Below are 12260 nucleotides of genomic sequence, written 5' to 3' on the forward strand. Positions count from 1 at the left end.
GGCAGGCGGAGTTCGTGCGCGTGCCCGCCGCCGATGTCGGGCCGACGATCATCCCCGACTGGATGGACAGCGAGGACGCAGTGTTCCTGACGGACGCCCTGGCTACCGGGTACTTCGGTGCGCAGCTCGGCGGCATCGTCGAGGGTGACACCGTGGTGGTGTTCGGCGCCGGCCCCGTGGGACTGTACGCCGCGAAGTCGGCGTGGCTCATGGGAGCCGGGCGCGGTCTTGTCATCGACCATCTGGAGTGCCGGCTGGAAAAGGCCCGCATCTTCGCCCACGCCGAGACCTACAACGGTACGACGACATCATCGTCGAGATGAAGAAGGCGACGGATTTCCTGGGGGCCGACGTCGGAATCGACGCCGTGGGAGCGGAAGCGGACGGTAGCTTTCTCCAGCAGGTGAACGGCACCAAACTCAAGCTGCAGGGCGGCTCTCCCGTCGCCCTCGACTGGGCCATCGACTCGGTGCGCAAGGGCGGTACGGTATCCGTCGTCGGGGCCTACGGCCCTATTTTCAGCGCCGTGAAGTTCGGTGACGCGCTCAACAAGGGCCTTACCCTGCGGATGAACCAGACGCCGGTGAAGCGGCAGTGGCCGCGCCTGTTCAATCACATCCGAACGGCTACCTGAAGCCCAACGACATCGTCACCCACCGGATCCCCTCGAGGACATCGCCGAGGGGTATCACATGTTCCGCTCGACAACTGCATCAAGACGCTCGTCATCGCGAACCCCAGTTAGGAGCCATCATGCCGTCAACGCCCTATGTCGCGAACAAGCCCAGGGACATCCCGACACCCGAAGCGTTGCGCGCCCGGATCCCCGGACGCCGGTCTTCGGGACGAGCGCGCCGTTGCACGGGGTGTCCGGCGCCATCCGGCGCTATGCCTACCGCTACGGGGAAGGCCGTGCCGCCCACTGGCTGATCCTTCTCCTCGCCGATCGGGTGGACGCCTGGGTGTCCCATCTGAAATCGCTCGCCTCGTTACGGCCGGATAACCCGATCACCCAAACGGGCGTGCTGTCCGAGGGACGCCGGCACGGCATCTCCTCCCGCGCCGGGAAGCGGCGTGCTGACGGAAATCACTCCTGGCTGGACCCGATCGTCGTCGGTGGGCCCTGGTCGCAGCGGCAGGCGCCGCTTTCGTGGCTCTCAGGACGCTCGCACGGAGGCTGCGCGCCTGAGAACGCAGCACTTATTCACCCGACCCGGGCGGGATCAGCCGACGGCGGAGCTGTCCGCGGAATCCAGAACCACAGGACGAATGCGCCGAGGAAGCCCAGGAATGCCGTAGCCCAGATACCCGCGGACAGCGACACCGCGCCGGTCACGACGGCAAGCAGGCCCGGCCCGGACATGGTGCCGATATCGCTGAGCAGGCGCCACACGCCCAGGAACTGCGGTCGGCCCGGCGAGGGTGAGAAATCAGCACCGAGGGTCATGACGATTCCGGATCCTATCCCGTTTCCGAACCCGATCAGCAGTGCGGCAAGGACCAGCCCGGTGATCGAGGAGGTGAAGGGCAGCACCGCGAGGGCCGTCCCCATGATCACGAGGCAGGGCACAGCGACCCAGCGGCGTCCCTTCAGGTCCATGACCTTTCCGGCTGGGTAGAAAACCAGCATGTCGATGGCCCCTGAGATCCCGTAGATCAACGCGGTGGTCGGCGCGTCGAGCCCGATGCTCTGGGCCCACAGGGGGAGAACCGCCTGCCGCGTCGCACGAACCGCTGCGATGAGCAGGACGCCGATTCCGACTGTCAGGAAAATCCGAGAATGGCTGCGGAGAGTAGACCGCACCGTTGGTGCCGACGGTGTATCGAGCGCTGCCGGCATCGAACTGCGGGATGCACGGCGTTCCCGGGCCTCGGGTACCGGCACTGCGAGGCCCAGGAGGGCCGAGGCGATCGCGGCAGCACCGCCCACCCAGTAGGCGCCGTCGAGTCCCAGCACGCTCATGGCGAGCGCTGCCGCGAAGGGGCCGAGAAACACGCCGATGCGCGTCACGCCGCCCAGCGTCGACAGGGCGCGTGCCCGGAAATGGATGGGCACCACCTCCGTCAGGTAGCTCTGGCGGGCCAGCCCGAACACCGCGTCGGACATGCCGACCATGAAGATCGCCGCTCCGAACACCGCGAGATTGGGCGCCAGGAGGGCGAGTAACATCGCGGCGGCTCCCCACAGCGCCGCGCCGACGAGGGCGGTCCGCTCTCCGAAGCGCGTGGCGATCAGTGTTGCGGGCACGTTGGTGACCAGGGACCCGATGCCCGTCAGCGTGATGACGAGGGCCGCCGTCGCGAGGTCGGCACCGAGGTCACGGGCGGTGAGAGCGATGACCGGAAGGATCGCGCCCGTCGCCACTCCGTGGAGAAGTGACGGACCGTAGGCTCCCACAGCAATCGCCTTGAAGCTGAAGGTTTCCTTGGGCACCGTTCTACTCTAGCCACCGCCCGGCCGTGTTGGCGCGGGTCCCCGGCTCTGGGAACATGTGGCATGGCCAGAATCCTCACACGCGTCACATCGCTCGGAGTAGCGGTTGCCCTGCTCAGCTCCGCCTGCTCCGCCCAGCCTGCAGAGGACACCCCGGATCCAACCGCATCGCCGACCGTCGCGGCGGCCCCTACGCCTGCCCCTCCCGCTGCGCTTCCGCAGCCCGAGCCGACGCCGGGCAAGGGACCCGAGTGCCCCACCAAACGGTGTTTCAGCGTCACGGTCAGCGGTGACCTGCTCGTGCATCCCCAGTTGTGGGACCAGGCAGCCGACGACGCCGCCGAGACGGGAAAGGGTTCCCTGGACTTCGAACCACTCCTCGCCGCGCAACGGCCCTACCTCGAGAACAGCGACCTCGGGCTCTGCCACCTCGAGACACCGGTAGCTCCACCCGAGGGTCCCTTCAGCGGCTACCCCCAGTTCAATGTGCCTCCCCAGATCGTCACTGCGGCAAAGGAGGTGGGATACCAGGCGTGCACCACGGCCAGCAACCACAGCATCGATGCGAGCATCGAGGGGCTGCTGCGCACACTGGACACCCTGGATGCCGCGGGCCTTGGCCACACAGGGTCCTACGCGACCGAAGCCGACGCCCAGCGCATCCTGATGCTTGAGACTCCGGCCGCCCGGGTGGCGGTGATCGAGGCGACCTATGGCCTGAACGGCCTGGTCCCGGATCAACCGTGGCGCGTGGACATGCTCGATATCCCGACCATGGTCGCGAAGGCCGAGGCCGCCCGCGCCCAGGGCGCCGACGTCGTGATCGCGGCTCTCCATGCCGGGGACGAGTACGCCTCGATGCCCAACGATCAGCAGGTGCAGACCGCGCACGCCCTGGCGGACAGCGGCACCATCGACTTCATCTACGGGCACCACACCCACTCGGTGCTGCCCATCGAAAAGTACGCCGACACCTGGATTGTCTACGGGCTGGGAAACGGTGTCACCGAACTGTCGCCGACCTATGACGTGAACAACGAGGGCCTCACGGTGCGCGCACAGTTCGCGCAGGACGACGCCGGGGCGTGGAGCGTACGCGACCTCGCCTGGGTCCCGTCGATGATCGTCCGCGACCCGTACCGGTGGTGCTCCCTCGCCCCCGACCAGCCGGCCGGGTCGTGCGCGGCGGCGGACGTCGAGGATGCCGCCCGGGAACGGACCCGCTCCGTCGTGGAGGCCTTCGGTGCCGCGGGGGAAGGCGCGCACCAGTGGGATCTTGCCGCCGAGACGCCGGCCCCCTGAGCGTCACCCGCCGTGCGCATCCTCCGGGTCGGCCGGTGATTCGCGGCGCCGCTCCTCGATCAGTTCCTTGGTACGGACAAGCCGGAGGAGCGTCACGAGGACGATGCCGCCCAGCACGTTGAAGAGGAGCGTGTACCCGAACCATCCGAGCCACTGCACGTAAGTGACGTCCGAGCCCGAGTGGATCGCCGCGAAGATGAGCAGCGAATCCAGGATCGAGTGGAACAGCTGGAGTCCAGCGAGGAGGAAGCCGCCGATCACGGTCGCCACGATCTTCGCCGGATCCGACTTCGTGCCCAGCTGCATACGGCTCATGAGGGTGATCGTGCTGCCGCCCAGGACGGCGAGCGCCACGGTCTGGAGGGAGAACGGCGGGTCCACATAGTGATGGGCGGCGTCGTTGACGGTGTCGCTCCACTGCGGGAACGCCTGCATGACGATCCAGACGAAGACCCAACCGCCCACGAGGTTGCCCAGCAGGGTTCCGCCCCAGAGCTTCCCGAGCTGCCGCAGGCTTCCCTCGCGGGCGACGACGGCAGCGACCGGCATGAGGAAGTTTTCGGTGAACAGTTCGCTGTGCGCGAGGAACAACGCCACGAGGCCCACGCTGAAGGCCAGCCCCGCCAGCAGATGGTCTCCGGTCTCATAGAGCACCGCGAGGTACGCCATGATGCCCAACCCGATCTCGAGGCCCCCGAACAGCCCGGTAACGAGGACGTTGCGTCCTGTACGGTTCAGCCGCTCGGCACCCTCGGTGATGGTTTCGTCGAAGGACTCACTGAGCTCCTCCTCCACAGGTGCATCCGACTCCCCCAGTTCCCTGCGACGCTCCTCGCTCATGTGCATCCCCTAGGTTTGTTCACTTCCTGCCGGTCAGAGCAAGTGTAATGAGCAAGCCGCGGGACCGGGGGGTAGGTCCTCCCGGCGGGTGGCGCGCTGTGCGATCCCGTGCATTAGTGCAATGCTGGGCACATGATGTTGGGGGAAGGGCTGCTGCCGGCTGCGGAAGGAACGACACCCGCGGATCCCGTCGTTCTCGGCTATGACGGCTCGCCCGCGAGCGCCGCCGCGCTCCACTGGGCCGCCCGGCAGGCCGGTGCCCTGCAGTGTCCGCTCCAGCTGGTCCATGCCGTGCACGAGTACTGGCTGATGCCGCAGGCCACCCATTACGACGCCGTCATCGCGGCCGCCCGCGGTCTCCTCCAATCAGGAGCAAGACAGGCGGAGGCTCTTGTGCCGGGCCTCCATGTCAGCACCCATGTGCACAGCGGCGACGTGGTCGGCGCCCTGAGCGAGCTGTCCGCGTCCGCCCGCCTGGTGGTCCTTGGCACCGATAAGAGGGACGCGGGCTCAGGAGAGCTGACGGGAGCGGTCAGCCAGCAGGTGGCCGTCATGAGCTTCGCGCCTGTGGCGGTTATTCCCCCGCTGGACCTCTCGCTCGCTGCGGGGGTTGTGGTGGGAACCGACGGTTCAGCTGAGGCACGCCAGGCCGTCGCCGCTGCGGCGGCGGAAGCATCGATGATCGGGACCGACCTGCTCGTGCTCACGTCCTGCGCCATCTCCCCCACCGAGGCTTGGGCGCAGACGCCCGGTGGCGAAGAGTACGAGCGCGTCGTCGCCGCATCCCAGGGCATCCTGGATAAAGCAGTGTCCGCAGTGACAGCTTCCTACCCGGGGATTTCGGTGAGCAGCCGCCTGGAGACTCAATTGCCGGCCGCCGAAGCACTGATCAGCGCCGCGTCGGCGGCCCGGCTGCTCGTGGTGGGAAGCCTCGGCCGCGGCGCGGTCCGCCGCATGCTGCTCGGCTCCGTCAGCCATAAGGTACTGCTGAACCCGCCCTGCCCCACGCTGATCACACGCCTTCCGCAATGAACGCCACACCGATCTGGAGACATTCATGACACAGCAGCCCGACAACAGCGCCCCGGTCGTCGTTGGATACGACGGCTCCGAGGTATCCGAGGCTGCGGTCCGGTGGGCAGCCCGGTATGCCGCACGCAGCAAGCTCAAGCTGGTCATCGTGCACTGCTGGCTCTGGCCGCTGATGACACACGATCTGGGGCCCGTCAACGGTGTCGCAGACAGCGGTCTCAAGCATGCAGCGGTGACCACCCTGGCCCAGGGCCGCAGAACGGCCCTCACGGAGGCGCCCGGCCTTCCCATCGAAACGCGTCTCGAGGTCGGCTACCCGTCGGAGATCCTCACCCGGGCGTCGGCGCATGCCGCCCTAGTGGTGACCGGGAGCAGGGGCCTCGGCGGTTTCTTCGGCCTGCTGATCGGCTCCGCGAGCCTTCACCTCGTCGCCTCCGCCCATTGCCCTGTCGCGATCATCCGCGATGCCGCTGCGGTATCCGGACCGGTCGTCGTTGCGGTGGACGGGTCGGCTTTCAGCAGGAAATCCTTGACCTTCGCCTGCAGCCTGGCGTTGGCCCTCGCGTCGCCGCTGCGCATCGTGCATGCGGTGCCGCGGCCCAAATCCGGCCCGAAGCTTCCGGCTCCTGCCGAGGAAGGGCAGCGGATCGTCGATGAAGCAGCCGCGGTGGCGCGCGCCGCAGGGCTCGAGGAGGGGCTCGAGGTGCGGCTGCCGGAGGGGCGCTCCGTGCCTGAGATGCTGCTGCACGAGGTGGCCGGCACCCAGTGTCTGGTCCTCGGATCGAAGGGGGTCAGCGGGCTTGCCGCCCGGTTGGGGTCGACCGCCCACGCCGTGCTGCACCACTCGAAAGGCAATGTGATCGTGTGGCGCGGAACAGCAACTGACTAGCGTGTCGCTGCAGGGAAGGAGCCGTTCTGCTCATCCTCCTCACGGGAATTGACGGCGCGGGGAAGACCACGGCTGCCCGCGCCGTCGTCGATGCTGCCCGCGCCTCCGGGGAGCAGGCCTGCCTCCTGCGCAATCCGGCGGGGCGTATGGCGATGGCCTCGATGTGGGCCCGGTTGGGCTTCCGACCGGCGCCTCGGGTGGAGGATTGTCTGGAGTCCTCGGCACGCAGCTGGAACGTACTGGTCAATTCGATCCGGGCCCGGCGCCGCTCCGGGCTTGTCATCCTGGACCGTGGGCTTGTCTGCCAGCTGGCCCTGCGCCGGATGAGGGGTCTGCCCAGGGGCTACGTCATCCCCTGGCTGCTATCAGTACTGCCCCGTCCTGACGCGGTGGTCCACTTCGAACTCGACCCCGCTCTCGCCCTGCAGCGAATTGCCCGACGAGCCGCGGACACTGAGACGTTGCAGGGGTTGATTGCCTTTCAGGCCGGGTACGCATCGCTTCCCGAATACGCCACCTTCACGGTGCTCGATGCGTCACGTCCTCCGGCTGTTGTCCAGGCGGACCTCGCAGCGATCACAGGAACAGACTTCGGGTGCGGGCCGAAGTTTCCTCCCGCGAAGTTCTGATTCCTCCCGGCCGCCGATCACACCCTCCTGCAACCGCCGTGTTCGGTACAGGCCCTGAGGGAACGGACCGCCGGGTCCGGATCACGGTGGCCGACGACGGACCCGGCATCGACGCAGGGTTCCTGGAAACGATTTTCACGCGCTTCCGTCGGGGAGACACGACTCGCCGTGAACCTCCCGATGACGCCGACCCGACCTGCACCCGATCAACGCATTACGGGATAGCTTGGTGGCATGACGGCATCGTATCGATATGACGTGGAGGTCCTGCATCTGCTCGTCTCACCGGCGCACGCGTACTTCGGCCGCGCACGCGACGGTGCGGCGGACGTCCCCACCATCGATGCCGACCGGGTGGAGCTGGTGACCGGCAAAGGGATCGTCGGGGACCGGTTCTTCGGCAAGGCGGCGCACATGGATGCCGCGGTGACCCTGCTGGCCGTCGAGGCCCTGGAAGCCATCTCCGAGGAGCTGGGCGCTGCGCGCTTCGACCCGCTGCTCACCCGGCGCAACGTCATCCTGAGGGGCGCCCAGCTGGCTCCGCTCCTGGGCGAGGAGTTCGCGCTGGAATCCCAGGGTGACCTCGTGCGGATTCGGGGTGGACGGCCTGCCCATCCCTGTGCATGGATGGACCGGGTCCTGGCTTCGGGGGCGCACGCCGCGATGCGCGGGCGGGGAGGAGTACGTTGCCGGCCGCTGTCGGATGGGATCCTGCACCGCGGGCCGGCCGTGTTGATCAGCCCTGTCCCTCTCGAGCCCGACCAGGCACATCTGCCCACCCTGCGGCGGCCCTCACGGCTGCCGTAGACGCCTTGACCCGCTCCCGCGGCGATTTCAGACGGCGCTTGTGGCCAGCTGTAGGGAAGATCCGCGCCCAACGCGCAGTCCGGCCTACCGGGGAGGTTCAAGGCGTGCGTCCAAGCTCATCGCGGCGCCGAGAAGGTCAGCGGCACCCCACCATTCCGCGGCCATCCCGCCCTCGAACCGGACAAGGTGCATGGCGGTGATGGATATCCGCCTCCCGGTGCCGGGCAGACCGAGGAACTCTCCTTGGTGCGTCCCGGTCCACAGCACCCGGCCGGCGATCCTGCCGCCTTCCACCACGGTGTCCTCGATGGCTCCGGTCATGTCCGGGAAGGCAGCATGCATGCCATGCATCCAGGAGATGAAGCCCTCACGCCCCGACGGCTGACCCGGCACCGGATTGTGGTCGATCAGATCGGCAGCGACCAAACCCTCCAGCACGCCGGCGTCGTCAGCGCTGACACCATCAATGATCCTTTCGTACACTCCGCGTAGGTCCGGATCATCCGGCATGGCCACTCCTTGCCGTCTCGCGCACTGCTCACTGCACCTCCTGCCAGTATGAGCAGGAGGCCACGGGCAAGCAAGGTCCCGTTTGTGGGGGGGGGCGTCGGCCGCACGACATCCGGACCGGCCTGCGCGGCTACCCGGCAGCCTGCCTGCCTGGCGGCCTGTCTGGCGCCAGTCGATCTGCGGCGGCTGACCGGGAGGCGATGGGCGTCCTGTGGGGGCGTCCTCTGTAGAGTGGCACCAGGCTGACGATCAAGGACCAGATGTGAGAAGTGAATTGAACTGGGCGGGCAACCACACCTATCGGGCCACCCGCCTCGCCTTCCCCCGATCGCTTGCCGGGCTTCAGGAGCTGGTTGCCTCGGCGCCGAAGCTCCGCGCCCTGGGATCGAGGCATTCCTTCAACGACCTCGCCGATTCGGCCGGCGTCCTCGTGTCGCTGGAGAATCTCCCCTCCGGCATGGTCGTTGATGGGGCGGCGGGCACGGTCAGCGTGGGCGGCGGCACCCGGTACGGGGTGCTGGCCCACGAACTGCAGCGGCGCGGCTACGCACTCCACAATCTCGCCTCCCTTCCCCACATCTCCGTGGCTGGAGCGGTGGCCACCGCCACCCACGGCTCGGGCGACGCGAATGGGAACCTGGCCACCGCCGTAGTCGGGATGGACCTGATCCTGGCATCGGGCGAACTACTGTCCGTCCAGCGGGACATCACCGATGATTTCGACGGCATGGTGGTGGGGTTGGGCGCCCTGGGAATCGTCAGCAGCCTCACGCTGCGCATCGAACCCGCGTTCGACGTGCGCCAGGACGTTTTCACGGATATCCCCTGGAGGGATGTCCTCGCCGATTTCGACGCCGCCACCTCCTCCGCCTACAGCGTCAGTTTCTTCACGGACTGGCGCAGCGACGTGATCAGCCAGGCCTGGCTGAAGAGCCGAACCGACGCGCCGGGATCCGCTGCGGAAGCAGATGCGCTTGAGCTGCTCTACCCGCGCTGGTCCGACTTCCGGGTACTCGCGGAACGCCTGGATCCCGAGCGGAAGTTCCGCAACGATTTCCTCGAACGCAAGGTCTTCACAGGAGCGCGTCACCCCGTCAGTGCTTCCGGTCGAGCCACTGCCAGTGCGCCAGGGTCCGCAGTCGGGTAAGGAGCACGCGCGACTGTTCCGGGCCGTACGGCAGCAGGGGGATGGCCTTGGTCACGTCGGTGGACGCCTCATCCATGGCCACTTTCGTCACGCGGATGGCGGAGCGCATCCTCTCCAGCTGCGTAGTGACATGCTCCACCCCTGAAGGGCTTCCGTGCCCCGGGACGAAGACGTCGTACAGGTCCTCGAGGGCAACGATCTTGCCGAGGGTCCGAAGCCAGTCGGCGGGAAATGAATCCTCGAACGCCGGATCCGCTCCCTCCTCCACCAGATCGCCCGTGAAGAGCACGTTGCCGGCACCCACCAGGAGGTCATGGTCGGTATGTCCCCGGCCCAGGTGGAACAGCGTCACCGACACACCGCCCAGGTCCAGATCCACGGGGGTTCCTTCCACCAGGTTGGTGGGGGGCATGATGTCGGTGTTGTCCCCGTCGGCCGCGGCCATGCCCGGTTCGATGCCTGCCACCAGGCCGCGCTGCGCCTCGCCCTGCTCGATGCATACTTCCCTGCAGCGCGCTGTCGCCCAGAATTCCCCGACGCCCTGGGCCGCGAAATAGCTGTTCCCGAAATAGTGATCACCGTGGGCGTGGGTATTCACGACGGCGAGCGGCAGGTCCGTCAGCGTCCGGATGCTGCAGTAGATGTCCTGTGCCTGCAGGGGCCCCGCTCCGGTATCGATCACGAGGCCTCTGTCTGCGCCGAGCACGAGGCCGGTATTCATGCCGAACCCCGGGGTCGGGAGTACCCACACGCCGGCACCGAGTTTTCTCCAGGGGTTGCTCCGCACGGATTCGGGGGGCGCGATGGACATGGGTTACCTTTCGGTCGGAGGTGTTCTCGGTCGAGGCTTCACGGGCTGGGCGTCACGGTCTCTGCTGCGTAGGCTCCACGGCGGCGGTCGGGGCAGCCTGTTGTGGATCGACAGGCTCGGGCACCCGCAGCAGGGGCAGCAGGAAGTTGATCAGGGGGCCGATGAGGAGGGCGAAAGCCACCGTCCCCAGACCGACGGTTCCGCCGAGGACCCACCCGATACCGAGAACCGTTGCCTCGATGGTGGTCCTCACCAGCCAGATCGGCAACCCGTACCGCGAGTGCACACCGGTCATCAGACCATCACGGGGGCCGGGCCCCAGGCGTGCCCCGATATAGAGGCCGCTCGCGACCGCGAGGAGGACCAGTCCGCCCGTGAAGAGCAGCACCCGCGCCCAGAGCTGATCCGGCTCCGTCATCAGGGCCAGGCCGACCTCAGCACTTGGACCGACGAGGAGCACGTTGAGCACGGTCCCCACCCCGGGTTTCTGGCGCAGCGGAATCCAGAGCAGGAGGACCAGGGCGCCGATGATGTTGGTCATCCACCCGAAGGGGATGCCTGTCTGCAGCGAGGATCCCTGGCTCAGGACGTCCCAGGGAGAGACACCCAGGCCGGCCCGGATCATCATGGCGAGGGAGACGCCGTAGAGGAAGAGACCCAGGAGGAGCTGGGCCCAGCGGCGTACGGGAAGATGCATGGTGCTACTCAATCGTTGAATGGGTGCGACAACAGGCTGCAGCCGCCAAGCCGGGCCGCACGGGAAGGCGCGCCTGCCCCGCGCCTTTGAGGCGGGTACACCCAAACCTACAGGTCGGCGAGCACACTTCCCGGATTTTCCATGGCATCGGCAACGTAGCGGAGGAAGCCGCCGGCAGTGCCGCCGTCGCACACGCGGTGGTCGAACGACAGGGTCAGTTCCGTCACCTTGCGGACAGCCAGCGCGCCGTCCACTACCCACGGGCGGTCGATGATCCTGCCGACGCCGAGGATGGCAGCTTCCGGGAAGTTGATGATGGCCGCGCTACCGTCCACCCCGAAGACCCCGTAGTTGTTCAGGGTGAACGTGCCGGAGGTGAGGTCAGCCGGCGTCGCCCTGCCCTTCCGTGCCAGGTCCGCGAGCCGCCGGATTTCGGCGTCGAGTTCCCGCGCGCTCATCCGGTCTGCATGTCGGACGCTCGGCACCAGCAGTCCCCTGTCCGTCTGTGCCGCGAGACCGAGGTTCACCCCCGCCACCCGGACGATCTCCTGGGAGCCGTCATCGAGGGTGTTGATGCGCGTGTTGAGCTCGGGATACCTGGCGAGCCCTGCCACCACGAACCGGGCAATGAAGGCGAGCAGACCCGGAGCCGAGTCGGCGTTCCGCTGCTTGAGCTGGGCGCGCAGGTCCACGAGGGCCGTGACATCCGCGTCCACCCACACCGTTGCTTCGGGGATCTCGCGCCGGCTGCGGGTCATCGTGTCCGCGATCGTCTTCCTGACGCCCCGCAGCGGGGTCCTTTCAAGTACCGTCAGTCCGGAACGGGAGTCCAGCTCAGCGTCCCCCGACGCTGCGACGGATACGGACGCACTGGGTGCGGCCGGGGCGTCCTTGTCGGATGCCGGAGATCGAGTGACAGGGGCCGACTGCGCGCCGGCGGAGGCCTCGGCTGCGGCCTCGACGTCCCGGCGGAGGATCAGTCCGTCCGGACCGCTGCCGGGGATGTCGCGCAGCACCAACCCGGCATTCCGGGCGAACTTCCGCACTAGTGGCGACACGCACAGCACCGCGTGCGGAACAGTGCTTCCGCGGCCGCGGCCATTTTCGCCGGACACCGCGGATTCGGGCGCTGCGGGTGGACCGGCGTCGGCTGGGCCGGCCG

12 protein-coding genes and 1 pseudogene are annotated in these 12260 nt (G+C 67.7%); 7 read left to right on the top strand and 6 right to left on the bottom strand.

The genetic code is table 11. From position 1 onward, the window contains the following. Window positions 1–745: pseudogene (locus Y704_RS18720) on the top strand (glutathione-dependent formaldehyde dehydrogenase); the annotation flags it as partial. Between the two features lie 459 nt (window positions 746–1204). Here the strand turns inward: Y704_RS18720 and Y704_RS0103320 are convergent. After that, on the bottom strand, window positions 1205–2434 hold the full coding sequence (locus tag Y704_RS0103320; RefSeq protein WP_026549045.1) for an MFS transporter: 1230 nt from the start codon (window positions 2432–2434) through the stop codon (window positions 1205–1207). A gap of 63 nt (window positions 2435–2497) precedes the next feature. Between Y704_RS0103320 and Y704_RS0103325 the strand changes: the two genes are divergently transcribed. Next, on the top strand, window positions 2498–3736 hold the full coding sequence (locus tag Y704_RS0103325) for a CapA family protein (RefSeq protein WP_026549046.1): 1239 nt from the start codon (window positions 2498–2500) through the stop codon (window positions 3734–3736). A gap of 3 nt (window positions 3737–3739) precedes the next feature. Here the strand turns inward: Y704_RS0103325 and Y704_RS0103330 are convergent, their stop codons facing one another. Beyond that, window positions 3740–4576 (bottom strand): formate/nitrite transporter family protein, encoded by an 837-nt coding sequence (locus Y704_RS0103330; RefSeq protein WP_026549047.1) that lies wholly within the window; start codon window positions 4574–4576, stop codon window positions 3740–3742. A 132-nt stretch (window positions 4577–4708) separates the two neighbouring features. On the opposite strand from Y704_RS0103330, the gene Y704_RS0103335 reads away from it, so the two are divergent. The 4 genes from Y704_RS0103335 (at window position 4709) to Y704_RS0103350 (ending at window position 7933) form a co-directional block, all read left to right on the top strand. After that, entirely contained in the window at window positions 4709–5608 is a 900-nt protein-coding gene (locus Y704_RS0103335; RefSeq protein WP_051476649.1) for a universal stress protein, read from the top strand. A 25-nt stretch (window positions 5609–5633) separates the two neighbouring features. Then, entirely contained in the window at window positions 5634–6497 is an 864-nt protein-coding gene (locus Y704_RS0103340) for a universal stress protein (protein WP_026549049.1), read from the top strand. Between the two features lie 32 nt (window positions 6498–6529). Continuing rightward, a complete protein-coding gene (locus Y704_RS18725) occupies window positions 6530–7126 on the top strand; it encodes an AAA family ATPase (protein ID WP_275451053.1) in 597 nt (198 codons plus the stop codon). A 234-nt stretch (window positions 7127–7360) separates the two neighbouring features. Further along, the gene (locus Y704_RS0103350; protein ID WP_026549050.1) at window positions 7361–7933 is read left to right on the top strand and encodes an MOSC domain-containing protein; all 573 of its coding nucleotides are present in this window, start codon (window positions 7361–7363) and stop codon (window positions 7931–7933) included. A gap of 84 nt (window positions 7934–8017) precedes the next feature. Here Y704_RS0103350 and Y704_RS18730 read toward each other — a convergent pair whose 3' ends face one another. Beyond that, window positions 8018–8443 carry an ester cyclase gene (locus Y704_RS18730; protein WP_051476651.1) on the bottom strand — a complete coding sequence of 142 codons (426 nt, stop codon included), beginning with the start codon at window positions 8441–8443 and terminating at the stop codon, window positions 8018–8020. A gap of 262 nt (window positions 8444–8705) precedes the next feature. On the opposite strand from Y704_RS18730, the gene Y704_RS18735 reads away from it, so the two are divergent. Further along, on the top strand, window positions 8706–9590 hold the full coding sequence (locus Y704_RS18735; RefSeq protein WP_155850192.1) for an FAD-binding protein: 885 nt from the start codon (window positions 8706–8708) through the stop codon (window positions 9588–9590). Here the strand turns inward: Y704_RS18735 and Y704_RS0103365 are convergent. From Y704_RS0103365 to Y704_RS23195, 3 genes are all read right to left on the bottom strand, one after another. Further along, the gene (locus tag Y704_RS0103365) at window positions 9538–10401 is read right to left on the bottom strand and encodes an MBL fold metallo-hydrolase (protein ID WP_026549051.1); all 864 of its coding nucleotides are present in this window, start codon (window positions 10399–10401) and stop codon (window positions 9538–9540) included. The genes Y704_RS18735 and Y704_RS0103365 overlap by 53 nt on opposite strands. A gap of 52 nt (window positions 10402–10453) precedes the next feature. After that, window positions 10454–11098: a membrane protein YczE gene (locus Y704_RS0103370; RefSeq protein WP_026549052.1), complete on the bottom strand. Its 645-nt coding sequence runs from the start codon at window positions 11096–11098 to the stop codon at window positions 10454–10456. A 107-nt stretch (window positions 11099–11205) separates the two neighbouring features. Continuing rightward, window positions 11206–12260 (bottom strand): dihydrolipoamide acetyltransferase family protein (locus Y704_RS23195; RefSeq protein WP_035771420.1); only part of this gene is annotated, 1055 nt, incomplete at its 5' end.

It is taken from the genome of Arthrobacter sp. Br18, assembly GCF_000520555.1.
GTDB lineage: Bacteria > Actinomycetota > Actinomycetes > Actinomycetales > Micrococcaceae > Arthrobacter_D.